The 25,531-nt window shown below is 58.3% G+C and carries 18 protein-coding genes; 2 read left to right on the top strand and 16 right to left on the bottom strand.

The genetic code is table 11. From position 1 onward, the window contains the following. Positions 1 to 359: 359 nt before the first annotated feature. Genes E4O98_RS09370 through E4O98_RS09385 form a run of 4 tightly spaced genes read right to left on the bottom strand, consistent with a single transcriptional unit; the run spans position 360 to position 3,809 of the window. Positions 360 to 1,517: an ABC transporter ATP-binding protein gene (locus E4O98_RS09370; protein ID WP_005784718.1), complete on the bottom strand. Its 1,158-nt coding sequence runs from the start codon at positions 1,515 to 1,517 to the stop codon at positions 360 to 362. Beyond that, positions 1,514 to 2,167 carry an ABC transporter permease gene (locus tag E4O98_RS09375; RefSeq protein ID WP_005784720.1) on the bottom strand — a complete coding sequence of 218 codons (654 nt, stop codon included), beginning with the start codon at positions 2,165 to 2,167 and terminating at the stop codon, positions 1,514 to 1,516. The genes E4O98_RS09370 and E4O98_RS09375 overlap by 4 nt, the downstream gene beginning before the upstream one ends. Before the next feature lie 12 nt (positions 2,168 to 2,179). Then, the gene (locus E4O98_RS09380; protein ID WP_032877818.1) at positions 2,180 to 3,073 is read right to left on the bottom strand and encodes a glycine betaine ABC transporter substrate-binding protein; all 894 of its coding nucleotides are present in this window, start codon (positions 3,071 to 3,073) and stop codon (positions 2,180 to 2,182) included. 19 nt (positions 3,074 to 3,092) lie between these two features. Further along, positions 3,093 to 3,809: an ABC transporter permease gene (locus E4O98_RS09385; protein ID WP_248134824.1), complete on the bottom strand. Its 717-nt coding sequence runs from the start codon at positions 3,807 to 3,809 to the stop codon at positions 3,093 to 3,095. Between the two features lie 331 nt (positions 3,810 to 4,140). On the opposite strand from E4O98_RS09385, the gene E4O98_RS09390 reads away from it, so the two are divergent. Continuing rightward, positions 4,141 to 5,724, top strand: coding sequence for a peptide chain release factor 3 (locus E4O98_RS09390; protein ID WP_005784726.1), 1,584 nt, complete (start codon positions 4,141 to 4,143; stop codon positions 5,722 to 5,724). Between the two features lie 225 nt (positions 5,725 to 5,949). Then, positions 5,950 to 6,204 carry a hypothetical protein gene (locus E4O98_RS09395; protein WP_032877817.1) on the top strand — a complete coding sequence of 85 codons (255 nt, stop codon included), beginning with the start codon at positions 5,950 to 5,952 and terminating at the stop codon, positions 6,202 to 6,204. Positions 6,205 to 6,277: 73 nt separating this feature from the next. Here E4O98_RS09395 and E4O98_RS09400 read toward each other — a convergent pair whose 3' ends face one another. The 12 genes from E4O98_RS09400 to E4O98_RS09455 form a co-directional block, all read right to left on the bottom strand. Then, entirely contained in the window at positions 6,278 to 8,536 is a 2,259-nt protein-coding gene (locus E4O98_RS09400; RefSeq protein ID WP_248134826.1) for a TonB-dependent siderophore receptor, read from the bottom strand. Between the two features lie 331 nt (positions 8,537 to 8,867). Beyond that, positions 8,868 to 9,839, bottom strand: a complete 972-nt coding sequence (locus tag E4O98_RS09405) for a peptide ABC transporter ATP-binding protein (RefSeq protein ID WP_005784734.1) — start codon at positions 9,837 to 9,839, stop codon at positions 8,868 to 8,870. Continuing rightward, positions 9,839 to 10,807, bottom strand: coding sequence for an ABC transporter ATP-binding protein (locus E4O98_RS09410; protein ID WP_005784736.1), 969 nt, complete (start codon positions 10,805 to 10,807; stop codon positions 9,839 to 9,841). The genes E4O98_RS09405 and E4O98_RS09410 overlap by 1 nt, the downstream gene beginning before the upstream one ends. Before the next feature lie 10 nt (positions 10,808 to 10,817). Further along, positions 10,818 to 11,729, bottom strand: a complete 912-nt coding sequence (locus tag E4O98_RS09415; protein ID WP_005784738.1) for an ABC transporter permease subunit — start codon at positions 11,727 to 11,729, stop codon at positions 10,818 to 10,820. A 10-nt stretch (positions 11,730 to 11,739) separates the two neighbouring features. Then, positions 11,740 to 12,750 (bottom strand): ABC transporter permease subunit, encoded by a 1,011-nt coding sequence (locus tag E4O98_RS09420; protein ID WP_003171721.1) that lies wholly within the window; start codon positions 12,748 to 12,750, stop codon positions 11,740 to 11,742. 76 nt (positions 12,751 to 12,826) lie between these two features. Continuing rightward, entirely contained in the window at positions 12,827 to 14,425 is a 1,599-nt protein-coding gene (locus E4O98_RS09425) for an ABC transporter substrate-binding protein (protein ID WP_032877815.1), read from the bottom strand. Positions 14,426 to 14,505: 80 nt separating this feature from the next. Further along, entirely contained in the window at positions 14,506 to 15,906 is a 1,401-nt protein-coding gene (locus E4O98_RS09430; protein WP_032877814.1) for an OprD family outer membrane porin, read from the bottom strand. A 171-nt stretch (positions 15,907 to 16,077) separates the two neighbouring features. Then, entirely contained in the window at positions 16,078 to 17,682 is a 1,605-nt protein-coding gene (locus E4O98_RS09435) for an ABC transporter substrate-binding protein (protein WP_032877813.1), read from the bottom strand. Between the two features lie 304 nt (positions 17,683 to 17,986). After that, the gene (locus E4O98_RS09440; RefSeq protein ID WP_005784750.1) at positions 17,987 to 19,615 is read right to left on the bottom strand and encodes an ABC transporter substrate-binding protein; all 1,629 of its coding nucleotides are present in this window, start codon (positions 19,613 to 19,615) and stop codon (positions 17,987 to 17,989) included. Positions 19,616 to 19,873: 258 nt separating this feature from the next. After that, on the bottom strand, positions 19,874 to 21,475 hold the full coding sequence (locus tag E4O98_RS09445; protein WP_032877812.1) for an ABC transporter substrate-binding protein: 1,602 nt from the start codon (positions 21,473 to 21,475) through the stop codon (positions 19,874 to 19,876). A gap of 116 nt (positions 21,476 to 21,591) precedes the next feature. Beyond that, positions 21,592 to 24,390: a hypothetical protein gene (locus tag E4O98_RS09450; protein WP_248134828.1), complete on the bottom strand. Its 2,799-nt coding sequence runs from the start codon at positions 24,388 to 24,390 to the stop codon at positions 21,592 to 21,594. A gap of 350 nt (positions 24,391 to 24,740) precedes the next feature. Next, complete coding sequence (locus E4O98_RS09455) at positions 24,741 to 25,451, bottom strand: SIMPL domain-containing protein (protein WP_032877810.1); 711 nt, start codon at positions 25,449 to 25,451, stop codon at positions 24,741 to 24,743. Positions 25,452 to 25,531: the final 80 nt, after the last annotated feature.

Here is a 25,531-nt window from a genome sequence, read left to right on the forward strand (position 1 = left end):
ACGGGATAAGCTTCCCTTGGCCTTGCTGTCTCGTCGTCAGTACTTGAGCCGGATGGATCGTTTCCAGCATGGACGTTCGGCGCGAACTTTAGGGCTTGATGGGCGTGGGATCAACTAAAAATGTCGCGTTTTTGCACGCGTTCGTCGCGGGACCCAGTCCAGCTACTTATGTAACCGACCGGTGTGACGGATTGATGTTCCCCGCTGAGTGGGAATTGAGGACATTTCCCTGACTCACCGAGGGGCAAATGTGGGAGGGGGCTTGCTCCCGATAGCGGTGTGTCAGTCACTTCTCAGTCACTGATTCACCGCTATCGGGAGCAAGCCCCCTCCCACATTTTTATCCCTGTTGTATCAGGTCAGGCCAGGGCGGTCTCGGCCGGCGAGACAATACTGGTCTTGCCCCCACGGGACTTGCCAGAGCTCAGGTACTCGGCAATCGACTCCTGAGTCACTTCACCCAGGAACACCCGCTCGGCATCCATCACCGGCAACCACGAGCGGTTGAACTCGTACATGCGCGACAGCAGGATGCGCAAATGCTCGTCGTAGGCAGCCGTGGCGTTGAACTCACGCAGGTACTGGCCGCAGGTACCGGTCTGACGGTGCAAATCGCGACGGCGCACATACCCCAGTGCCTTGTTCTCGGCACAGGTGACCACCACGTAGCGGCGGTCGTGCTCGTCCATCAGCTCCAGCGCATCGGCCACCGGCGTTTCCGGGCTCACCGACGGGGCGTTGTCCGCCGCGTCTTCGGCCTTCACCAATAGCAGGCGCTTGAGCGTGCTGTCCTGACCCACGAAGTTGCTCACGAACTCATCGGCCGGGTGCGCCAGCAGCGTGTCCGGGTGGTCGATCTGCAGCAGCTTGCCGGCACGGAAGATGGCGATCTTGTCACCCAGCTTGATGGCTTCGTCGATGTCGTGGCTGACCATGATCACGGTCTTGTTCAGCGCGCGCTGCATCTCGAAGAACTCGTTCTGGATCATCTCGCGGTTGATCGGGTCGACCGCGCCGAACGGCTCATCCATCAGCAACAGCGGCGCATCGGCCGCCAGCGCACGGATCACGCCGATACGCTGTTGCTGGCCACCGGACAGTTCACGCGGGTAGCGATGCAGGTACTGCTTGGGTTCCAGCTTGATCATGCTCATCAGTTCGCGGGCGCGATCGTGGCATTTTTGCTTGTCCCAACCGAGCAGCTTGGGCACGACCACGATGTTTTCCTCGATGGTCATGTTGGGAAACAGGCCGATCTGCTGGATTACATAGCCGATGTTGCGACGCAGGGTCACTTCGTCCAGGTCAGTGGTGTCTTCACCGTTGATCAGGATCTTGCCCGAGGAGGGCTTGATCAGGCGGTTGATCATCTTCAGCGTGGTGCTCTTGCCGCAGCCCGAGGGCCCCAGGAATACGCAAATTTCGCCTTCGTTGACGGTCAGGCTTACATCGTTGACGGCGGTGACAGTCTTGCCGTTGCTTTGAAAAGTCTTGGACAGGTTTTGAAGTTCGATCATTTGAGCAATCCTTTTGGAGTCAGCGAGCGTTGCAGCCATTGCAGAAGCAGGTCGGCGAAGATGGCCAGGAGACTGACCAGCACGGCGCCGACAATCAGCATCGACATATCGCTGCGGCTGATGGAAGCCAGAATAAGTACACCCAGGCCACCGGCACCGATGGTGGCGGCGATGGTCATCACACCGATATTCATCACGACGGCGGTGCGCACGCCAGCGAGGATCACCGGCACGGCAATCGGCAGTTCGACCATGCGCAGGCGCTGGCCGAAGGTCATGCCGATGCCTTTGGCGGCCTCGCGAATGCCTGGCTCAACGCCGGTGAGGGCCAGGTAGGTGTTACGCATGATTGGCAGCAGGGAGTACAGGAACACGGCGGTGATCGCCGGCATCGGCCCCAGGCCCTGGCCGAACTTGGAGTAGAACGGCAACAGCAGCCCGAACAGCGCAATGGATGGCACGGTCAGCAACACCGTGGCGCTGGCTTGCAAGGGACCTGCGAGGGTTGGGAAGCGCGTCATCAGAATACCCAGGGGCACGCCGATAAAGATCGCGAGGATCACGGCGATGCCGACCAGGGTGATGTGCTGCCAGGTCAGGTGCAGGACTTGGGCCCAATCAAGATGGGAAAAGGCGTTCAAAAATTCCATGTCTTCTCCTTCTTAGTTGATCGGATGTTGGCGCAGGAAATCGGCGGCGACAGCGGACGGGCTTTCGTGGTCGACGTCGACCCGCGCATTCAGCTCGCGCATGGTTGCGTCGTCGAACAGCTCGGCCAAGGGCTTGAGCTCTGCGGCCAATTGAGGATGCTGGTCGAGATATTCCTGACGGATCACCGGAGCTGCGGTGTAGTCCGGGAAGTAATGCTTGTCGTCGGCCAGCAGCTTCAATTTGAACGCGTTCAGGCGGCCATCGGTGGTGTAGACCAGACCGGCAAACACCTGGCCATTACGCAGGGCGGTGTAGACCAGGCCAGCGTCCATCTGTCGGGTGTTTTTGCGCGTGAGGTTCATGTCATACAACTTGACCATGCCGCCCATGCCGTCGGAACGGTTGGCGAACTCGGTGTCGAGGGCCACCAGGCGGTTTTCCTTGGTGTCCTCGGCCAGGGCTTTGGTCAGGTCGCTGATGCTGTTGATCTGCGGAAATTCCTTGGCCACGTTTTCCGGCAGTGCCAGCGCGTAGGTGTTGCTGAATTTCGACGGCGAGAGCCAGACCAAGCCTTTTTTCGCGTCGAGTTCTTTCACCCGGGCGTAGGACTGCTCGCTGTCGAGCTTCTCGTCGATGTGGTTATAGGCCACCAGCGATACGCCGGTGTATTCCCAGATCAGATCCAGTTGCCCGCTTTCCTGGGCACTGCGTGCCAGGTTGCTGCCCAGGCCACCCGTCACACGGGCGTCGTAACCCTTGGTGCGCAGGTACTGGGAGGTGATTTCGGCGAGCAGGGTCTGCTCGGTGAACACCCGGGCGCCAATGCGAATCACCGGTTTTTCAGCGGCTTGCGCAATACCTGCAAACAGCAGGACGCAGCCTAATATCAAGCTTAGTTTTTTCATGTCGATTCCTTTCCTGGCGTTAAGACGGGCGCAACCCGCGTTCCAGCCAGAGGCGGCTGGCCATGGTCACCAGGCCGTCAAGCAGCAATGCCAGCAGCGCGGTGCATGCAGCGCCGAGCAGCAGTTGCGGCTGGTTGTTCAGGGCAATGCCGGGGAAGATCAGGCTGCCCAGGCTGTTGGCACCAATCAGGAACGCCAGTGGCGCGGTGCCGACGTTGATCGCCAGGGCCACACGTACACCGCCGATGATGATCGGCACGGCGTTGGGCAGTTCCACGCGAAACAGCACCTGGCGCGGCGTCATGCCGATGCCGGTGGCGGCTTCCTTGAGGGAACCCTGGACGTTTTTCAAGCCTTCGTAGGTGTTACGCACGATGGGCAGGAGGGAAGCGAGAAACAGCGCCAAGATGGCCGGGCCGCTGCCGATGCCGAGGACGCCGAGGGCGATGGCCAGTACAGCCAGGGGAGGGACGGTGTTGCCGATGTTGAAGATCTGCATGAAACGTTCTGCACGCCCGACCATGTTGGGTCGGCTGAGCAGGATACCAGCGGGGATGCCCACAATCAGGGCTGCCAGCATGGAGACTAGGACAAGAATCAGGTGAGCTTGCAGGTAAAACAACAAATCGTCGCGGTACAGTTCGATCGTGTTGATGCCGATCCAGTGGACCAGCAGGGCCAGGAGCGCGACGACAACCGCGCCTCCTATCAGCCCTTTGCCATAGCGAATAGCCACAGGCGGACTCCTTTTTTCTTTTGTCGGCGAACACATTCTCCGGCGGCAATGCCATTCCTGGCTGTCGGCGAATAGGTTCGCGAAAAGCAGCTCGCCGATACTGGCAATGCAGTATGCGATCAAGCCATGAGCGCAGCCTCGTCAGGCTAACTTGCTGATATTTCAGCCCCTGTTCCGAGTGCGGTAGCAGGGGAGTGGACGTCTCGACCTTTTAAAAGGTTCCACACTTGGGCGCATTTAGCCACCCCCAATGGGCTCAACGGTGGTCCGTACCCCCTCGTTTGCGCTATACTCGCCGCCCTTTTTTGACTCACCTGCCAGGCGATTTCCCATGACCCACCAGGCCGCCGAAGTCGCGAAACGCCGCACTTTCGCCATTATTTCCCACCCCGATGCCGGTAAAACCACCATCACCGAAAAGCTGTTGCTGATGGGCAAGGCGATCGCGGTAGCCGGCACGGTGAAATCGCGCAAATCCGACCGCCATGCCACATCCGACTGGATGGAGATGGAAAAACAACGGGGTATTTCCATTACCACGTCGGTCATGCAATTCCCGTATCGCGACCACATGGTCAACCTGCTCGACACCCCGGGCCACGAAGACTTCTCCGAAGATACCTACCGCACCCTGACGGCGGTGGACTCGGCATTGATGGTCCTCGACGGCGGTAAGGGCGTTGAGCCACGTACCATTGCGCTGATGGACGTTTGCCGCCTGCGTGACACGCCGATCGTCAGCTTCATCAACAAACTCGACCGTGATATCCGCGACCCGATCGAGTTGCTGGATGAAATCGAAGCCGTCCTGAAGATCAAGGCCGCGCCGATCACCTGGCCGATTGGTTGCTACCGCGACTTCAAGGGCGTGTACCACCTGGCCGACGACTACATCATTGTCTACACCGCCGGCCATGGTCACGAACGTACCGAAACCAAGATCATCGAAAAGCTCGACTCCGACGAAGCCCGCGCCCATCTGGGTGACGAGTACGACCGTTTCGTCGACCAGCTGGAACTGGTGCAGGGCGCCTGCCATGAGTTCAACCAGCAGGAATTCCTCGACGGCCAGTTGACCCCGGTGTTCTTCGGTACCGCCCTGGGCAACTTCGGCGTCGACCACGTGCTCGACGCGGTAGTGGATTGGGCCCCACGCCCGCTGGCCCGTGTCGCCAACGAGCGTACCGTGGAACCGGTGGAAGAGAAATTCACCGGCTTCGTGTTCAAGATCCAGGCGAACATGGACCCGAAACACCGTGACCGTATTGCCTTCATGCGCATCTGCTCCGGCAAATACGAAAAAGGCATGAAGATGCGCCACGTGCGTACCGGTAAGGACGTGCGCATCGGCGACGCCCTGACGTTCTTCTCCTCCGAGCGTGAACAGCTCGAAGAAGCCTACGCCGGCGACATCATCGGCCTGCACAACCACGGCACCATCCAGATCGGTGACACCTTCACCGAAGGCGAAGCGCTGGGCTTTACCGGTATCCCGCACTTCGCCCCGGAACTGTTCCGCCGCGTGCGCCTGCGCGACCCGCTCAAGTCCAAGCAACTGCGCCAAGGCTTGCAGCAATTGGCCGAAGAAGGTGCCACCCAGGTGTTCTTCCCCGAGCGCAGCAACGACATCATCCTCGGCGCCGTGGGTGTGCTGCAGTTCGACGTGGTCGCCAGTCGCTTGAAGGAGGAATACAAAGTGGAGTGCTCCTACGAGCCGATCACCGTGTATTCGGCGCGCTGGATCGAGTGCAGCGATAAGAAGAAGCTGGAAGAGTTCTCCAACAAGGCGGTGGAAAACCTCGCGGTCGACGGCGGTGGTCACCTGACCTACCTGGCGCCGACCCGGGTCAACCTGGCGTTGATGGAAGAGCGCTGGCCGGATGTGAAATTCCGCGCGACCCGCGAACACCACTAAGGTCTGAGCGTTTCAGAGAATGTGGGAGGGGGCTTGCCCCCGATAGCGGTGTGTCAGCCAGTGTATTGGGCTCTGACACTCCGCAATCGGGAGCAAGCCCCTCCCACATTTTGATCTCCAAAAGGCTGGAGATTGGCGGTAATCCGGCATCGCGACTAGCGTAAACGCTGGTGGCAGTTAATGACTGCCGTGCGGGTCTTATTTACTGACTGGACGGAATCAACCATGAGTATTTTTCAACGCGTAGTGCTGTTGATGAAGGTGCTGGTGCTGTTGTCGTTGGGGATGTCGACGGCCTGGGCGCATAACCCGGTGCAGAGCGTAGGGGTGGTGACGAGTGGCCAGGCATCGGACTTGCAGTTGGCCAAGTCCGAAGCCGAACCAGGCGATCAAGGCCAGGGCGGCAGCGAGGGTGATGATGACTCGACTACCGACGAGCCTGACAGCGACGACGCAGATGAAGGCGACAGCCAGACGTAGGCTTGCTGAAAAGAACGCGCCTCCCGTCAGGCTATAGCTGGCGGAAGGCGCTTTTCAGACCTCCGGCGGTGACTTAGAACGAGGTGGTCACCGACGCGAAATAAGCCCGGCCCGGCTCGTTATAGGTCTGTGCACCGGCATCCTCGGCATTGCCTTTGCGCGACAGGCGCTTGTCCAGCAGGTTGTTGATACCGACACGCACGCTCAAGTTTTTGCTGAACTCATAACCACTGCTCAGTCCCATCAGCCCATACGGGTCGACATCCTGCTGGGCGCTGCGGTCATAGCTGTTGGCACTGCGTGAGTTGAGTGTCGGCGCTTCCTGCTTGCCGTAGTAGGTGCCGCTGACCTGGAAGGACAGCTTGTCGGTGGCTTGCCAGTCCAGCGTGGTGTTGACGGTGTACTTGGGGATGATGCTCAACGGCTCGCCGGTGTCTTTGTCCTTGGAGTCGATCATGTAGGTCAGGTTGGTGTTCCAGTCCAGATCGCTGCGCAGGCTTACGAACAGGTTGCCTTCAACCCCCTGGACCAACGCGGGCCCGCTGTTTTCCCACTCCAGTACGCGGCGACCATTGCCCAGGCGGAAAGCCGCCTCGTTACTGGCATTGATCTTGTTCTTGTAGTCATTACGGAAGTACGTCGCGCTGGTACGCCAGGTACCCTTGTCGAAGGCCAGGCCGATTTCCTTGTTGACGCTGATTTCCGGCTTCAGGTCGCGATTACCCACCAGGTAACAACCGCCCATATTGGCTTCGCTGGCGTTGCAGCCATTGCCACGGCTGTACAGCAAGTAGTTCGGGTTGGACTGGTACAGGTTGGGGGTCTTGTAGGCACGGGCGATACCGCCCTTGAGGCTCAGTTCATCGGTCAACTGGTGCGAGGCGTTGAAGCTGGGGCTCCAGTTGCCGCCGAATTCTTCATGGTCGTCGTAGCGCAGGCCAGGGGTGATGATGGTCTTGCTGCCCAGTTCGATGTTGTCCTCGGCAAACAAGGCATAGCTCGATGCGGTGGTCTTGGTGCTGTTGCGGCTGACGCCGGGGATGGCGGGGACGCCGCCGGTGCCCGGGTCATAAGTTTGCGGGCGCAACGAGCCTGGATCGTTCATCGACTCGTAGAGGTATTCGCTGCCCAGGGTCAGGACCTGTTCGGCACCGAAGCTCAGGGGCAGGTTGACCTCGGCGGTGGCCCGGGTGTTACGCAGGCGTGATTCGAAACGCCCGGCGCTGGCCGAAGGCGTGCCCTCGCCGGATCCGGCCAGGCCTTCGTTGAGACGCTCATTGCGGGTCAGGTCGTGGGTCAGCGAGGCCAGGGTCGAGCCCCAGTCAAATTCACCACGGTGGGTTGCAGAGAAGCTGCTGCGTTGAATCACACTGGTTTCCTTGCCCACCAGGCTTTCAACGAATGCGCCACCGCCGTTGAGCATGGTATCGCCGGCAAAAATATTACCCTGGCGGCTGTAGCTGGCTTCCAGGTCGAGTGTTTGCTCGGGGGTGAATTGCCAGCTCAGCAAGCCATTGCCGTCTTTATTGCGCACGCCTTCGCGGCCAGCGACCAAAGAATCAGGCGTCGCTTGAGCTGCGCGGTTGATGTCGGCGTCATCCGCGTCGGTCTTGTTCAGGCCGCCATAGACGCGGAATGCCAGAGTGTCGGTCAACGGGCCGCTGAGGTTGAAGTTGGTGCGCTTGCTCGCGCCTTCGGCATCGTTTTCGGGGAAGGCGGTGTAGGCGGTCAGCGAACCGTGCAATTGATCGGTCGGGCGTTTGGTGATGATGTTGATCACCCCGCCCATGGCCCCGGAGCCATAACGAGCGGCGGCCGGGCCGCGCAGGATTTCAATGCGCTCGACTTCTTCGGCCGGCACCCAGTTGGTTTCGCCACGGGTATCACGGTCACCGCTCCAGCCATAACGCACGGCGTTGCGCGAGGTGGAGGGTTTGCCATCGATCAGGATCAGGGTGTTTTCCGGGCCCATTCCGCGTAGGTCGATCTGACGGTTATTGCCACGGCTGCCGCTGGAACTGTTGCCGGTCAGGTTGACGCCTGGCTCGCGGCGGATGATCTCCGACAGGTCGTTGCTGGGCGGGCGTTTCTTGATGTCTTCGGCGGTGATGATCGACACGCCGGGCGCTTGCTTGAGTTCTTCGGCAGCGGTGCCCAAAACACGCGTCTCGCCCAACACCAAGGCTTGGGAGGTGCCATCTACAGGCAGGTCCGTTGCCTGGATCGGTACTTTATCGCGCTCTTTTTCCACACTCTCCGCCAGCAGCGCGGGAGACGAAAGGGTAGCGATAAACGCCAGCGATAGATGGCTGAGCCTGAATTGAGACGACATGTCCACAAAGTCCTTTACGAGGGGCGATTGAACGAGAGGCGTCTGAATTTTTCGCGTAGCCAACCGTGGCTTGGCAGCCAGTATCCAGCGCCCTCTTTGCGTCGTGATGGTATTGATTCTCAAACAAAAGTAAATTTCATTTACAATCTATACACTTTCCAGAGGGCTCTGGCGCAATGTTTTCAAGGCCGGAGGCATTGAAAGGCGCAGGTCCATCTGTATTTTCTTTGCTACAAATGCGCAAAAAAAAGCCCCTCCGGCCAGACTGATGCGCAATCTGGCGGGAAGGGCGATGGAACTCATTGAAGCTGCAGTTCCTACAAGGGAGGCGTCAGGCCACGAATTGCTCCGCGTAGTGGCAAGCCACCTGCCGATTATCCAATGGTCGCAACAGCGGCTCCTCGCTGCTGCAGCGCTCGGTCGCATACGGGCAGCGCTTGTGGAACGCGCAGCCAGGTGGCGGGTTCAGCGGGTTAGGCAGTTCGCCGACGATTTTGATCTTCGGCTTGTTCGGATCCGGGTGAATGGTCGGTGTGGCCGACAGCAGCGCCTGCGTGTACGGGTGCAGCGGGCGGGCGTAGATGTCTTCCTTGGGGCCTACTTCCACCGGGCGGCCGAGGTACATCACCATCACGTCGTCGGCGACGTGTTGCACCACTGCCAGGTTGTGGGAGATGAACACGTAGGCGGTGTTGAATTCCTGCTGCAAATCCATGAACAGGTTGAGCACCTGGGCCTGGATCGACACGTCCAGCGCCGAGGTCGGTTCGTCCGCCACCAACACTTTGGGTTGCAGCATCATCGCCCTGGCCAGTGCGATACGTTGGCGCTGACCACCGGAGAACATGTGCGGGTAGCGCTGATAATGCTCAGGGCGCAGGCCCACTTGCTTCATCATCGCCTGGACTTTTTCGCGGCGCTCGGCGGCGGACAGGTTGGTGTTGATCAGCAACGGCTCCGCCAGTTGATCACCGACTTTCTGGCGTGGGTTCAACGACGCATACGGGCTTTGGAAAACCATCTGCACGTCTTTACGCAATTGCTTGCGCTGGGCCTTGTCGGCACCGGCCACTTCCTGACCGGCAATTTTCAAGGAGCCCGAGGACGGCTCTTCAATCAACGTGAGGGCACGGGCCAGGGTGGATTTGCCGCAACCCGACTCGCCCACAACCGCGAGGGTCTTGCCGGCTTCCAGCTCAAAGGACACGCCATTGAGAGCACGCACGGTGGCGTGGCCCTTGAACAGGCCACGGGACACTTCATAGTGACGGGTGAGGTCGCGGGCGGTAAGTACGACGGCCATTACGCCACCTCCTGGTTCAGCGGGTAGAAGCAGCGGGCGAGGCTGTTGCTTTTCGGATCAAGGCTTGGACGCTGGGCGCGGCAGGAGTCCTGGACATACGGGCAGCGCGGTGACAGCAAGCAGCCCTGCGGACGGTCATAGCGGCCGGGAACGATGCCCGGCAGCGTGGCCAGGCGCGTGGCGCCGAGGCTGTGCTCCGGGATCGCCTTGAGCAGCGCTTCGCTGTACGGGTGCGCCGGAATGTCGAACAGTTGCGGCACCTGGCCGACTTCCACCGCTTGGCCTGCGTACATCACGCATACGCGCTGGGCGGTTTCAGCCACTACCGCGAGGTCGTGAGTGATCAGCACCAGGCCCATGTTCTGCTCTTTTTGCAGGGCCAGCAGCAGTTCCATGATCTGCGCCTGGATGGTCACGTCCAACGCAGTGGTCGGTTCATCGGCGATCAGCAACTTGGGCTCGCCGGCAATCGCCATGGCGATTGCCACGCGTTGGCTCATACCGCCGGACAATTGGTGCGGGTAGGCATCCATACGGCTGGCGGCGCCTGGGATCTCGACTTTTTCCAGCAGTTCGATAGCCCGCTTGCGCGCTTGTTTGCCGGACATTTTCAAATGCAAGCGCAGCACTTCTTCAATCTGGAAACCCACGGTGTAGCTGGGGTTCAGCGCGGTCATCGGGTCCTGGAACACCATCGCCAGGTCTTTGCCGACGATCTGGCGGCGCTGGCGGTTGCTCAGCTTGAGCATGTCCTTGCCGTCGAAGTTCAGGGCGTCGGCGGTGACGATGCCGGGGTGCTCGATCAGGCCCATCAGCGCCATCATGGTCACGGATTTACCCGAACCCGACTCGCCAACAATCGCCAGTACTTCGCCTTTGTCGACGGAGATGTCGAGGCCATCGACCACCGGCACGGCAGTCTTGTCGCCGAAGCGGACGTTGAGATTCTTGATTTCTAACAGTGACATGGGAATCTCCTCAGGCGGCGTTCTTGAGTTTCGGGTCCAGCGCATCGCGCAGGCCGTCACCCATCAAGTTGATTGCCAGCACGCTGAGCAAAATGGTCAAACCAGGCAGGCTCACGACCCACCAGGCGCGTTCGATGTAGTCACGGGCCGAAGCCAGCATGGTGCCCCACTCAGGGGTTGGCGGTTGTACGCCAAGGCCGAGGAAGCCCAGGGCCGCGGCATCGAGAATCGCCGAGGAAAAGCTCAAGGTCGCTTGTACGATCAGCGGCGCCATGCAGTTAGGCAGCACGGTGATGAACATCAGGCGTGGCAGGCCGGCGCCGGCAAGGCGGGCGGCGGTCACGTAGTCGCGGTTCAGTTCGCCCATTACCGCGGCGCGGGTCAGGCGCACGTAGGACGGCAGCGACACGATAGCGATGGCGATCACGGTGTTGATCAGGCCAGGGCCGAGGATGGCGACAATCGCCACGGCCAGCAGCAGCGACGGCAGGGCCAGCATGATGTCCATCAGACGCATGATGGTCGGGCCGAGCAAACGCGGGAAAAAACCGGCGAACAGGCCCAGCAGGATGCCCGGGATCAGCGACATCACCACCGACGACAAGCCGATCAGCAATGACAGGCGCGAACCCTGGATCAGGCGCGAGAGCAAGTCACGCCCCAGTTCGTCGGTGCCGAGCAGGAACTGCATCTGCCCACCTTCCAGCCAGGCGGGCGGGGTCAGCAGGAAGTCACGGTATTGCTCGCTGGGGTTATGCGGGGCAACCCAGGGGGCGAAGATCGCGCAGAACACGATTAGCAACATGAACAGCAGGCCGGCAACCGCGCCTTTGTTCTTGGAGAAGGCTTGCCAGAATTCTTTGTACGGGGACGGGTACAGCAGGCTCTGATCGACTGCTGACACTGGAGTAGAGGTAGTCATGGTCATGATCTCAGCGCTGGTGACGGATGCGTGGGTTGGCGAAGCCGTAGAGGATATCCACCACGAAGTTCACCAGGATCACCAGGCAGGCGATCAGCAGAATGCCGTTTTGCACCACCGGGTAGTCCCGCGCGCCAATGGCTTCGATCAGCCATTTGCCGATGCCGGGCCACGAGAAGATGGTTTCGGTCAGTACCGCACCGGCCAGCAGCGTGCCGACTTGCAGGCCGACCACGGTCAGTACCGGGATCAGCGCGTTGCGCAGGCCGTGCACGAATACCACGCGCGCCGGCGACAGGCCCTTGGCCTTGGCGGTGCGGATGTAGTCCTCGCGCAGTACTTCAAGCATCGATGAGCGGGTCATCCGTGCGATCACCGCCAGCGGGATGGTGCCCAGCACGATAGCCGGCAGGATCAGGTGGTGCAGGGCGTCCCAGAACGCGTCCGGCTCGTCGGCCAGCAGGGTGTCGATCAACATGAAACCGGTGCGCGGCTCGATGTCGTAGAGCAGGTCGATACGCCCGGAAACCGGGGTCCAGCCCAGGCTCACCGAGAAGAACATGATCAGGATCAGGCCCCACCAGAAGATCGGCATCGAATAGCCCGCCAGGGAGATGCCCATCACCCCATGGTCGAACAGGGATCCTCGTTTGAGTGCCGCGATCACCCCGGCCAACAGGCCCAGGATACCGGCGAACAACAGGGCGGCCATGGACAGTTCCAGGGTCGCAGGGAAAAGGGCGGTGAACTCGGTCCACACGCTGGTGCGGGTGCGCAGCGATTCGCCAAGGTCGCCCTGGGCGAGCTTGCCGACGTAATCCAGGTATTGCGCATACAGCGGCTTGTTAAGGCCAAGGCGCTCCATTGCCTGGGCGTGCATTTCGGGGTCAACCCGCCGCTCGCCCATCATGACTTCTACGGGGTCGCCTGGAATCATGCGAATCAACGCAAAGGTCAGCAACGTGATGCCGAAGAACGTGGGGATCAATAACCCCAATCGGCGGGCAATAAAACTAAACATCTTGGTGTGTACCTCAATCAGCCGGTTAGGCAGGTTCGGCACCGTCAATGTCGACGGTGCCGAGCGTTTTTCTTATTTACTTCACCTGGGTGGTGGCGAAGTTATTTGTACCCAGAGGGCTTTGGGTGAAGCCTTCTACGTTCTTGCGCAGGGCGGTGAACAGTTTCGGGTAAGCCATGGGAAGCCAGGGTTGGTCTTTCTCGAACACATCCTGTGCTTGTTCATAGAGCGCGGCCCGTTCGGCCGGTTCCGCGATTGCACGGGCTTTGTCGATCAAGTCCTGAAACTCTTTGTTACACCAGCGGGCGTAGTTTTCGCCGTTTTTGGCTGCATCGCAACTCAGGTTTGGCGTCAGGAAGTTATCCGGGTCGCCGTTATCACCGACCCAGCCCGCCGAAACCATATCGTGCTCGCCGTTTTTGGCACGCTTGAGCATCTCGCCCCATTCCATGACCTTGATATTGATCTTCAAGCCAATCTGGGCCAGGTCTGCTTGCATACGCTGGGCGCCGAGCATCGGGTTGGGGTTGGTCGGGCCGCCGCCGTTACGGGTGAACAGTGTGAATTCGGTGCCTTCCGGCACGCCGGCTTCCTTGAGCAGGGCACGGGCCTTGTCCAGGTCGCGTGCTGGGTTTTTCAGCTTTTCACTGAAACCCAGCAATGTCGGTGGATAAGGGCCGGTGCCCACGACTGCATTGCCTTTTCCGAACAGCGCTTCGGTATAGCCGGCCTTGTCGAACGCGATGTTGATAGCGTGGCGTACCCGCGCATCGCTCATGTATTTGCGGGTGGTGTTCAATGCGGTGTAGCTGGTGGTCATCGCCGCCAGTTCATCGACTTTCAGGTTCGGGTCTTTCTTGATGCTTGGGATGTCATCCGGCTTGGGGAACAACGCGATCTGACATTCGTTGGCCTTGAGCTTCTGCAGGCGCACGTTGTTATCGACGGTAATAGCCAGAATCAGCGGATCGACCGCCGGTTTGCCGCGGAAGTAGTCGGGGTTGGCCTTGAAGCGTGCCTGGGCGTCTTTCTGATAACGGGTGAAGATGAACGGACCAGTGCCGATGGGCTTGGCATTGAGGTCTTCGGTCTTGCCGGATTTGAGCAACTGGTCGGCGTATTCCTTCGAATGGATTGAAGAGAACGCCATGCCCAGGTCAGCCAGGAACGGAGCTTCAGGACGGGTCAGGGTAAAGACGACAGTATGATCGTCGATCTTCTCTACGCTCTTGAGCAGTTCCTTGAACCCCATGCTTTCGAAGTACGGGTAACCCACGAGGGACTTTTTATGCCATGGATGATTCGGGTCCAGCTGGCGCTGGAAGCTCCAAAGCACATCGTCGGCGTTCAGGTTGCGCGTGGGTTTGAAATAGTCGGTGGTGTGGAACTTGATGTCGTCACGCAGGTGGAAGGTGTAGGTCAGGCCATCGGCGCTGATTTCCGGCAGGTCTTTAGCCAGGGCGGGAACCACTTCGGTGGTGCCGGGCTTGAAATCCACCAGACGGTTGAACATGGTTTCAGCGGCGGCATCGGCGGTCACGGCGGTGGTGTACAGGACCGGGTCGAAACCTTCCGGGCTGGCTTCGGTGCACACCACCAGCGGTTTGGCCGAAACGCCGATCGCCACGCTCAACAGCGCGGCAGCCATGGCGGCTTGTAGCGGGAGCATTTTCATTCAGAGCCCTCTGCAATCGATGGAACCAGAAAAGCGTAGACGGCGAACTCGTCCTGAGTCCGCCGCCTGCCTGGCGCTAATTAAAGGATGTTGAATGGGATGGTGGTGACCAGACGGAACTCTTTGATGCTGCCGTCGGATTGGAACTCGCTGCCACGGTGTTCAACGTAGGTGGCACGAATTGCGGTGGCCTTGAGCGGGCCGCTCTGGACCGCGTAGGAAGCGCCGATACCGTATTCCTGGTGCTTCTCGCCGTCCTGGGACTGGATGCCGTCGTAACCTTTGCCGACTACACCGCGGTTACCGGTGTAGTGGGTGCCGTCGATGCCCCAGCCGCGAGCGGAGTAGGCGTTGAACTTAAGGCCTGGCACGCCGTATTCGGCCATATTGATGGCGTAGGCGATCTGGAACGATTTCTCGTTCGGGCCGTTGAAGTCGGACGTCAGGGAGTTGGCCAGGTAGATACCGTTGGTTTCGTGCAGGTAGTCGAAGTACTCGTTACCGTTCACGGCCTGGTAGGCGAAGGTCAGGCTGTGGGCCTGGTGAGTCAGGCCAAAAGACAGGGAGTAGGTATCGTTGTCGATATCCCCCATCAGCTTTTTGCCTTCATCGACGGTCTTGTAGTAGTTGAAACCGGTGGTCAGCGCCAGTTGCTGGCTGTCACCCAGTTCATGGGTAGCGCCGAAGTAGTACTGGTTCCAGAAATCCTTGACGTTGGCGCCGAAGAAGCTGGTCTTCAGGCTCTTGAATGGCTGGTAGTTGGCGCCCAGGGTATAGACCTTGTCGGTTTCAACCTTTGCGCTGTTGGTGTATTCGGAGCGGAATTTCGACAGGCTCTGTTCGCTACGTGGCGAAACGCGGTCAAACACGCCGCCCTGGAACGACAGGTTGCTGAACTCTTCGCTGTTGAAGCTCACACCCTGGAAGCTTGAAGGCAGGGCACGGTTGCCGATGGTGTCGACGATGCCGCTGCTGAAGTTCTGGCGACCGGCGGTCAAGGTGGTGTTGGACACGCGGAACTGCACGTTGGCCAGGCCCAGTTTGCTCCACTGGTCTACGGCGTCACCGTTGGAGTCCGCCAGGGTACGGTTGGAGCCGCCCTTGATATCACGCTTGCTGCGGTCCAGTACCAGAGCGTTGTAAACCGCTACTTCGGTCTTGACGCCGACGGTGCCCTGGGTGAAACCCGAGCTGGCTTTGAGGATGGTGCCCTGTACCCAGTTGGTACGGTTACGGTCGGTCAGGGTCTGGCCATGCTTCTGGTACGCGAAGGTGCCCCCACGGTATTTGCTTTCATGGGAGTACCAGTTACGTGTGGTGCCGCCAAGGCTGAAGTCTTCAACGAAGCCTTTAGCCTCGCTTTGGGCGCTGGTGCCGGCCAACGTGGTAGGAACGAAGTCCTGGCTTTGCGTTTCAGCGTAGGCGGTTGCCGTGATGCTGCTGATGGCCAGGGCCAGAAGCGCTTTGCTGCTCAGTTTCATGGGTGAAGCTCCTTTGGTTCTCTTTTTTAATGCCGGTCTTTTTAGGTGAACCGGCTATTGGGTGTGGAACTCGTTCAAGCCTGTGCAAACGTTTGGCGTAGGAATTTTCCCAACAAAAGCCTGCGCGTTTGCCGGGAAGCGAACTTCGCTCCCCGCAATCCGGTTATTTTCTTATGGGGTAATGCTGACGCCCGAGAACACGTTGCGGCCGAAGGGGCTCACCTTGAAACCTTCGACTTTGGCGCTTAACGGCTGGTTGACCGTCGAGTGGGCGACTGGCGTGATCGGCACCTGCTGCTTGAGCAGTTGCTGCGCCTGTTTGTATAGAACAGTCCTTTGTTCGCGGTCGGTCACGACCTTGGCTTGCTTGATCAGCTTGTCGTACGCCGGGTCACACCACATGGAGTAGTTGTTCCCGCCGATGGCGTCGCAGCTGTAGAGGGTGCCCAACCAGTTGTCCGGATCACCGTTGTCGCCGGTCCAGCCAATCAGGCTGACATCATGCTCACCGTTCTTGGTGCGCTTGATGTACTCGCCCCATTCGTAGCTGACGATTTTGACTTTCAGGCCGATCTTGGCCCAATCGTTCTGCAGCATCTCGGCCATCAGCTTGGCGTTGGGGTTGTACGGACGTTGTACCGGCATCGCCCACAGGGTGATCTCGGTGCCTTCCTTGACGCCGGCGGCCTTGAGCAGCTCCTTGGCTTTTTCCGGGTTGTAGGCGGCGTCCTTGATGCTGTCGTCGTAGGACCACTGTGTCGGCGGCATGGCGTTGACCGCCAGTTGCCCTGCGCCCTGGTACACAGCGTTGAGGATGCTCTGCTTGTTCACCGCCATGTCCAGCGCCTGGCGCACTTCAAGCTGGTCGAACGGCTTGTGGCGCACGTTGTAGGCGATGTAGCCGAGGTTGAAGCCAGGCTTGGTCAGCAGTTGCAGGTTCGGGTCGGCCTTCAGCGCGTCTACATCGGCGGGGCGCGGATGCAGGGTGACCTGGCATTCGCCGGCCTTGAGCTTCTGCACCCGTACCGAGGCGTCGGTGTTGATGGCGAAGATCAGTTGGTCCAGCTTGACGCGGCTCGGGTCCCAGTACTGTTTGTTGCCCACGTAACGTATCTGCGAGTCTTTCTGGTAACGCTGGAACACAAATGGGCCAGTGCCGATCGGCTTCTGGTTGATGTCGCTGGGCTTGCCTTGCTTGAGCAACTGCTCGGCGTATTCGGCGGACAGGATTGCAGCGAAACTCATGGCGATGTTCTGTACGAACGCGGCATCGACCGTGTTCAAGGTCATCACCACCGTGTGCGGGTCGGTTTTTTCGACCTTGGCGATATTCTTGTTCAGGCTCATCCCGTTGAAGTACGGAAACTCGGTAGGGTAGGCCTTGCGGAATGGATGCTCGGGGTCAAGCATGCGGTTGAAGGTGAACAGCACGTCGTCGGCGTTGAAGTCGCGCGTCGGCTTGAATTCCTTGTTGCTGTGGAACTTCACCCCCTCACGCAGGTGGAAGGTGTAGGTCAGGCCATCTGGCGAAATATCCCATTTGGTCGCCAGCCCAGGTACTACGTCGGTCGCGCCTTTTTCGAATTCAACCAGGCGATTGTACAAAGGCTCTGCCGCATCGTTGTCGGTGGCCGTGGTGTATTGCGCAGTGTCAAACCCTGCCGGGCTGCCTTCGGAGCAGAACACCAGGCTCTTCTTTTCGGCGGCCTGGCCCATCGTGGCCACGGCCAGCAGGCTGGTGGCAAACATCGCGGATAGAACAGTGGTATGGCGCATGACGATCCCGATCCTTGTTTGTAGTTATCAACAGCAACCCTCCCGCTGGCCATGGCCAGGAAGACATCACTGATCCCACGCACAGCAAGTGCCATTTCCCAGAGTGATGCCTCTGCTGTCCTACGACGTTATGGGACGCGGACCTTGCAGTAAATGCGCCAATTCTGACTGGACTTGTAGGTAACGGAGACACAAGGCGCAGTTCGTTGCTGTAGGACGGCAACGCTTACAAATGTGGTCTGTTTCCTATGGCCCTGGCGGATGGAATAACGGCGACGTTGTGAAACGTCGCCGTTATTGATCCTTACTTGCCGCTTACGCTAACGCCGTAGAAGGAGTTCAAGCCAAATGGGCTGATTTTGAAGTCCTGTACGGTATTACGCATGGGTTGATACACCGTCGAGTGCGCGATAGGTGTCATCGGGACTGCATCTTTGAGGATATGTTGCGCCTGCTTGTACAGCTCGGTGCGTTTGGCGACATCCGATGTGGCCTTGGCTTCTTTCACGATGCCGTCGAATTTCTTGTCGCACCACTTGGAGAAGTTGTTGCCCGACAGCGAGTCGCAGCCGAACAGCACGTTCAGCCAGTTGTCCGGGTCACCATTGTCGCCGCTCCAGCCAATGATCATGGCCTGGTTCTCGCCGCCTTTGGAACGCTTGATGTACTCGCCCCATTCGTAGCTGGTGATCTTGACCTTCAGGCCGATCTTGGACCAGTCGTTCTGCAGCATCTCAGCCATCAGCTTGGCGTTCGGGTTGTACGGACGCTGAACCGGCATGGCCCACAGGACGATTTCGGTACCTTCCTTGACGCCGGCTTCCTTGAGCAGCGCCTTGGCTTTCTCTGGGTCGTACTTAGCGTCCTTGATGCTGGTGTCGTAGGACCATTGGGTCGGCGGCATGGCGTTGACGGCCAGTTGGCCGGCGCCCTGGTACACGGAGTCAATGATCTGCTGCTTGTTCACCGCCATGTCCAGCGCCTGGCGTACGCGCAGGTCAGCCAGCGGGTTAGGCTGGTCGCTGCCCTTGACCTTGTCCATCACGTTGTAGGCCACATAGCCCAGGTTGAAACCGGCCTGGTGCGGCAGCTTCAGGTCTTTGTCTTCGCCCAGCGCCTTTAGGTCGGCCGGACGTGGGAACAGAGTGATCTGGCATTCGTTTTTCTTGAGCTTCTGGATACGCACCGACGGGTCAGTGGTGATGGCGAAGATCAGGTTGTCGATCTTCACGTCTTCAGGTTTCCAGTAGTCCTTGTTGCCGGTGTAACGAATGTTCGAATCTTTCTGGTAGCTCTTGAACACGAACGGGCCAGTGCCGACCGGCTTCTGGTTGATGTCGGCGGGTTTGCCTTCCTTCAACAATTGCGCGGCATATTCAGCGGACTGGATCGAAGCAAAGCTCATGGCCAGGTTCTGGATGAAAGCCGCGTCCACGGTGCCAAGGGTGAACTTGACGGTGTGATCATCGACTTTCTCGATGTTCTTGATGTTGGTGTCCATCCCCATGTCCGTGAAGTACGGGAACTCGGTGGGGTAGGCCTTACGGAACGGATCGTCTTTGTTGATCATCCGGTTGAAGGTGAACAGTACGTCGTCAGCCGAGAATTCACGAGTAGGCTTGAAGTACGGGGTGGTGTGGAACTTGACGCCTTCGCGCAGGTGGAAGGTATACGTCAGGCCGTCCGGCGACACATCCCAGCTGGTGGCCAGGCCAGGAACGACGGCGGTGCCGCCACGCTCGAACTGGCTCAGACGGTTGAACATGGTTTCGGCCGAGGCATCGAAGTCTGTTCCGGTGGTGTACTGGCCTGGGTCGAAACCGGCCGGGCTCCCTTCGGAGCAGAACACCAGGTTAGTTGCCGCCAGGGCTACGGGGGCTGCGGCCATAAGGCCAGCGCTCACTAATAACGGAAGGACTGCGTGTTTAAGCATGTTGGCCTCATGATTTGTTGTCATTTTTGGTGGTGAGGGCGACCTCGTGAGTCGGCCTGCGGATACTTATGCAGGCGCCATACCCAATGCAAGATGCTGAACGGTTACGAGCGGTAAACAGTGGTACGAACGTACAGGAATGTCGCAATTATGAAAGTTTTGCCATAAATGCGTCGATTTGATGGTTTTTTTCGGTGCAATGTGCGCACCAAAAAAGCCCAGCCGAGGCGTCTAGCGCACTCGGTTGGGGCGTCGATGTTACTTATCTAGACTCACGCCGTAGAAGGGCGTCAGTCCAAACGGGCTGATCTTGAAGTCGCGCACTTCCTTGCGCAGGGGCTGGAAAACCGTCGAGTTTGCAATAGGCGTTATAGGTACCTGTTCCTTAAGGATTTTCTGCGCCTGTTGATACCACTTGATGCGCTGCTCGCGATCATTGCTGACCTTGGCTTGCTGCACCAGCTTGTCGTAGGCCGGGTTACACCATTTGGCATAGTTGCTGCCCTTGACTGCGGCACAACTGTAGAGCACGCCGAGCCAGTTGTCCGGGTCGCCGTTGTCGCCGGTCCAGCCGTAAATCATTGCGTCGTGTTCGCCATTTTTAGCGCGTTTGATGTACTCGCCCCACTCATAGCTGACGATGTTGGCTTTGATGCCGACCTTGGCCCAATCCTGTTGGATCATTTGTGCGGACATCCGCGCATTGGGGTTGGAGGCGCGTTGCACGGTCATCGCCCACAGATTGATGGTGGTACCTGGTGCAACCCCTGCTTCTTTTAGTAGCAACCGGGCTTTGGTCGGATCGTAGGGGGCATCCTTGATGCCTGGGTCATAAGACCACTGCGCCGGCGGCAATGCGTTCTGCGCCAATTGTCCGGCGCTCTGGTAAACGGCCTTGATGATTGCTGGTTTGTCGATCGCCATGTCCAGCGCCTGGCGCACCTTGAGTTGGTCCAGCGGCGGGTGCGTTACGTTGTAGGCCAGGAAGCCCAGATTGAAACCCGCTTGTTGCAGCACGCGCAGATTGGGATCTTGCTTCATCACGTCGATGTCGGCAGGACGTGGGTAACCGCTGACCTGGCATTCACCGGCCTTTAGTTTTTGCAGGCGCGCAGCGGCGTCCGGGGTGATCGCAAATACCAGGTTATCGAGCTTTACGTCCTCGGGCTTCCAGTATTGTGTGTTGGCCACATACCGGATCTGCGCATCTTTCTGGTAACGCTTGAACACAAACGGCCCGGTGCCGATGGGCTTTTGATTGATTTGCTCGGCCTTGCCCTCTTTCAACAGCTGGGCGGCGTATTCGGCCGATTGCACCGAGGCGAAACTCATCGCCAGGTTCTGTACGAATGAAGCATCGACATTGTTCAGGTTGAAACGCACGGTGTGTTCGTCGAGTTTGTCGACGCTCTTGATCGTGGCGTTCAAGCCCATGTCAGTGAAGTAGGGCGATTCGGAGGGGTAGGCCTTGCGAAACGGGCTGTCGGCATCGAGCAAGCGATTGAAGGTGAACAACACATCATCGGCGTTGAAATCACGGGTCGGGGTGAAGAAGTCGGTGGTGTGGAACTTGACGCCATCGCGCAGGTGGAAGGTATAGGTCAGGCCGTCCTTGGATACATCCCAGTTCGTGGCCAGACCCGGTTCTACCTCGGTGCCACCGCGCTTGAACTGAGTCAGACGGTTGAACACGGTTTCGGCGGACGCGTCAAAATCGGTGCCGCTGGTGTACTGGCTGGGATCGAACCCGGCGGGGCTGGCTTCGGAGCAGTAGACCAGGGTGGTTGCGGCCTGGGCCATCGGCATAAAAGCCAGTAGGCTTGCGGCGAGGAGCAGTGGCTTGACGGCGATTCTTTCCATGGAGACCCCTGAAATGGCAGGCAGACCAAAGCTGCCTAAACGAAAACGGCGGTCACCGAGGTTACCGCCGTTCTGGTTACTCAGGTAGGGACATCTGCATCAAAGGGGAGACTTGATTACTGAGGGAGATCATCGGGGATCGAGACTTCCAGTTGAGTGGGAGCGTAATCGTCAATCGTGTAAAGGTCGCCGGACACATCATTGTTCTCGCGAATGGTGAAGGTTCTGACGGTGGTTGCTTCTAAATCCGGAATCACTTTTGGAACGTGATCGCTGACATCGCTTACAAACCACGTGGTGACGACTTTGACTCGGGCTTCACTGTTTATCGGGTCGTAATCAATAAAGTAAGAAGTATTGCTTGCTGTGACGCCGTAGCCTTCTTTCAAGCTTTGGAGCAACTCCCAATTGGCGGGAAATACTGATCCTTGATGGGCAACCTCGGAGATACGGGATCGCAGTTGTGCATCGGGAATCTCTTTCTCGAATTGCTTTAGACGGCTCAGTCTTGTCGCTTCGGGTGTGTCTGCACGGGCGTCCAACGGCACCTCGATATCGCCGCCTTTTGAGCTTTTGATGACCGTGTAGTTGTTACGATTCAGGTCGGGAAGAAAGTTCTCTGAATAATTGGTCTCGCTCAGAGGCGTAGGAGCCGCTCGCTCCGAGGGCAATACTTCGAACTTCTCCTTGGGGGCCTCCCAGCCAATATTCAGCTTTCTTTTAACAACGCCGTTTTCTTCATAGCCGCGGGTCGATACGGCGTAAGGTCTGGTCTCATCCACTTTCATGAATTGGTCGAATCTGTCGGCTCGTGCCACGGCCTGTTGATCGACATCGGCGAACAGGTCCGAAAAATGGGGGGTCAGATTTTCACTAGGTGTTGGCGATGGTGAGCGCTGCCACGGCCACCTCACCCCCCCATTGGCTGCATTGCGAACCCAGTTTCCGTCACCGGCTGAATGCACGGTCAATACAATCTTTCCGGAGCGATCAATAATCTGCACGTAGTCATTGCTAGGTTTGAAGTTGCTTTTTATTTCATATACGCCAGGGACGCCTGTCCCATCGGTGTAGCGGATAAACCAGTGATCTTCGCCGGTGGCGGTGTTCTTGAGCTGATAGATGCCCTTCTGGTTGTGCGTGGCCTTTTCAATCAACTGCTCGCCGTCAGGGATGGCATGTTCGCTGATCATCCCCGCGTGACTGGGCCGCAACGGGTTCACTTGGGGCGTCGAGTGATTTGCAACCGGGTTGATATCACTCTCGCTCAACGCGTTTGGCGTGCGCACGAGTTCAAGATCGCTAGTGTCCTGACTGAATCGCCAGCTGTAGGGTTTTGCGCTGGGAGCGCCAGGTGTCAAAACCGCCTCCCCAAGTCCGGCTTCCACTCCAATGGGGGCAATCTCGTGCGCCAGTTGCAGGCTGGAAATTACCGCCGCGGCGTTACCTGCGACACGATCATCGGCCGTCTTGCCGTAGAGGCCATCGTGTACGCCGAAGACAATGTTGCCCACATTGCCTACGATCGGTAAGTAACCAAACGTGTTACCCCAAAACTCTTTGGCTGCTTTCCAACTTTGTTGGGAGGCGCCAAAGACCTCGGTTTGATCGGTCCAGCGTGCATTCTTGGCATTTATCGCCTGGTAGTGGGGGGCAATACCGTTTTTAAGGTCGCCAAATTTCAAGTAGTAATCGCTGTCTCGCGATTGTGTGTAATTGAATGTCTCCCGGACCGGTACGGCCTGATCTGTGAACGGGCCTTTTCTTCCTGGAAACGTAGAACGGTTATCCTGAATCAATGCATTGAGTACATACCCGGCCCCTACCCAGTGAGCATCATGACCGCCTTGCCTGTCACGAGCGTTGAAGCGGCTAACCAATTGAGCCTGATTGTTTTTAGCCCAACTGGCAAAGTCGTCATCACCGTGTATTTCACGGGCGGAGCCATTCTTTAAGTCAATCATCAGTCCCTTATTCGGGCGGTGGTCATAATCACCGTGATAATTGATATAAGGAATAAATGCATAACCCTCTAAGGGATAGCCATATATGTTGGGGATTACCGCGTTTCCGTCTTCTTCAAGTGTGCGGACAATGGCGGCCCGCGCAGCGGGGGTTAGGTGTTTGTTACTGGAATTGTCGTCATGCAGACTTTGTAATATTCCTCGCAACACATAGGCATCCGCTTTGCCCGATCGCTTCGCCAGTTGCCCCGAGGCGTCGCGCATGGGCGCCGCTATTTCATTTTCCCAATGGCCTTGGAGTTGGCTGCCCAAGGATTCCAGTTCGTGAAGCTTGTTTTTATCTTGCGGGTTGATGTGCATGCCCTGGAAGTTCAACGGGCCGCCCCTTGACACCTTGTCGTGCGCAAGAGCGCCGGCTGCAATCTCCCATGCAAAATAGGTGCGCACCTCCTTGTTGGTTTCCTCCTGGGGCTTGCCCATTCCTACATAGGAGTGGAAGGTCACCGAGATTTTTTCATGGGGATCGTAGCCGGCTGCTAGCAACCCGCCGCTGAAGTAACCTGCGGGTTCAAGAAACAGGCGAGTTTGCTGGAACTTGATATTGCGTTCTGCGTCGCTGCCATTTTCGATGTGTTGAATGTGCGCGACGACTCGACCGGCATAGGCATCGATACGATGCATTCGCTCTTGCTGTGTATAACCCGCGTTTGGCGGAATAACGTTGACTGACCCATAGATGATGCTTTTGGAAGCATCGAGCTCATGGGCGGGTGTAGGCAAGGGGAACGGGGGTTGGTCGAGCAATTTTTTTGGATGTTTTGAAGAGGTTTCTTCTGCCTGCTGCCGGGTTTGCGTTGCGGGCAAATCATCAAGCGCTCGACGCTGGCGATAGTGTGTGGGAGGGAAAGAGGGAACGACGGGTGTGGGAGCGAGAGACGGTGTTATATTCATTATCGACTCACATTAATTATTGGATAAATAACTGCCGTTCATCGAGAAACAAAGAAATCGATATGTGTGATGTTCTGTTGTCAGTACGTCCGTGTGTGGCAAATAACCTGTTCGATGTTCTGATTCAAGATGATGTGCATGGCAACCCTGGGTGGGAAGTTGAGTGTCGTAAGTTCCAGGCCTGCATTCGTAATGTTTGACGAGTGGTGTCGTGAGGGCGAGGTTTAGATAGATTAGAGTAAGGCTGTAGTATCAAGTTACTTGGTGTGTGGTAGCGGTCTGAGTGTTCCGTGGGCGGCAACACCACAGCGTAACCGGTGAAGGTTACGCCGTGTTGGTCTCGCGAAGACTTACGGTAAAACTTCGATCACTCCATCGGCGCTCATGCTCACTTGGCTGGTGCCCGCTTCAACGTCAGGCGTCGGTGCAGAATCTGCCATGGCCGCCTTCATCATCATGCCGCCACGGGCATAAGGCATCGGGTAACCATTGGTGTTGAAGTTCAGATTGACGATCTTGTAACCCTTGCCGCCCAGTGCATCGGTAGCCAGTTGCGCACGGGCCTTGAACGCAGTAACCGCGTCCTTGAGCAACGCATCTTCGCTGGCCTTGCGCGTGGCATCGGCGATGGCGAAGTCCATGTTTTCCATTTTCAGCGTGTTCAACAGCTCGCCGGTGAGCTTGGACAGCGCCGGGAAGTCCGCGCTTTCCAGGCGCAGTTCGGCGCGCTCACGCCAGCCGGTGATCTTCTGGTTCTTGTTGTCGTAGATCGGGTAGCTGTTACGGCTGCCCTGGCGCAGGGTCACGCCTTTGACTTCGCGGGCCTGGCCTAAGGCTGTGTTCATGGTGGTGGTGATTTCAGCGGCAAGCTTGGCCGGGTCGGCGTTTTGCGACTCGGTATAGAGGGTGACGATCATCTTGTCGCGGGCTACTTCCTGGCTGACTTCGGCGCGCAGGGAGATCTGGTTGTAGTTCAGTGCATCGGCGGCCATGGCCGGCAGGCTGGCAATGGCGCTGGCGCTGAGAGTGATGATGGCTGCACTGCGAATGAAACGAGACATGGAAGCTCCTTGAGGTAGTCGTGCTCGGTATGACTGTAGACGCTGGCATAGGGTTCTTCGGGTTTACACATTACCAACAA

This window comes from Pseudomonas sp. W2Jun17 (assembly GCF_023127795.1).
In the GTDB taxonomy this organism is placed as follows: Bacteria; Pseudomonadota; Gammaproteobacteria; order Pseudomonadales; family Pseudomonadaceae; genus Aquipseudomonas; species Aquipseudomonas synxantha_A.

Coding starts and splice junctions, on each gene's coding strand:
- E4O98_RS09370 (WP_005784718.1), bottom strand. CDS start 1,517: ATGATCGAACTTCAAAACCTGTCCAAGACTTTTCAAAGCAACGGCAAG.
- E4O98_RS09375 (WP_005784720.1), bottom strand. CDS start 2,167: ATGGAATTTTTGAACGCCTTTTCCCATCTTGATTGGGCCCAAGTCCTG.
- E4O98_RS09380 (WP_032877818.1), bottom strand. CDS start 3,073: ATGAAAAAACTAAGCTTGATATTAGGCTGCGTCCTGCTGTTTGCAGGT.
- E4O98_RS09390 (WP_005784726.1), top strand. CDS start 4,141: ATGACCCACCAGGCCGCCGAAGTCGCGAAACGCCGCACTTTCGCCATT.
- E4O98_RS09395 (WP_032877817.1), top strand. CDS start 5,950: ATGAGTATTTTTCAACGCGTAGTGCTGTTGATGAAGGTGCTGGTGCTG.
- E4O98_RS09400 (WP_248134826.1), bottom strand. CDS start 8,536: ATGTCGTCTCAATTCAGGCTCAGCCATCTATCGCTGGCGTTTATCGCT.
- E4O98_RS09405 (WP_005784734.1), bottom strand. CDS start 9,839: ATGGCCGTCGTACTTACCGCCCGCGACCTCACCCGTCACTATGAAGTG.
- E4O98_RS09410 (WP_005784736.1), bottom strand. CDS start 10,807: ATGTCACTGTTAGAAATCAAGAATCTCAACGTCCGCTTCGGCGACAAG.
- E4O98_RS09415 (WP_005784738.1), bottom strand. CDS start 11,729: ATGACTACCTCTACTCCAGTGTCAGCAGTCGATCAGAGCCTGCTGTAC.
- E4O98_RS09420 (WP_003171721.1), bottom strand. CDS start 12,750: ATGTTTAGTTTTATTGCCCGCCGATTGGGGTTATTGATCCCCACGTTC.
- E4O98_RS09425 (WP_032877815.1), bottom strand. CDS start 14,425: ATGAAAATGCTCCCGCTACAAGCCGCCATGGCTGCCGCGCTGTTGAGC.
- E4O98_RS09430 (WP_032877814.1), bottom strand. CDS start 15,906: ATGAAACTGAGCAGCAAAGCGCTTCTGGCCCTGGCCATCAGCAGCATC.
- E4O98_RS09435 (WP_032877813.1), bottom strand. CDS start 17,682: ATGCGCCATACCACTGTTCTATCCGCGATGTTTGCCACCAGCCTGCTG.
- E4O98_RS09440 (WP_005784750.1), bottom strand. CDS start 19,615: ATGCTTAAACACGCAGTCCTTCCGTTATTAGTGAGCGCTGGCCTTATG.
- E4O98_RS09445 (WP_032877812.1), bottom strand. CDS start 21,475: ATGGAAAGAATCGCCGTCAAGCCACTGCTCCTCGCCGCAAGCCTACTG.
- E4O98_RS09450 (WP_248134828.1), bottom strand. CDS start 24,390: ATGAATATAACACCGTCTCTCGCTCCCACACCCGTCGTTCCCTCTTTC.
- E4O98_RS09455 (WP_032877810.1), bottom strand. CDS start 25,451: ATGTCTCGTTTCATTCGCAGTGCAGCCATCATCACTCTCAGCGCCAGC.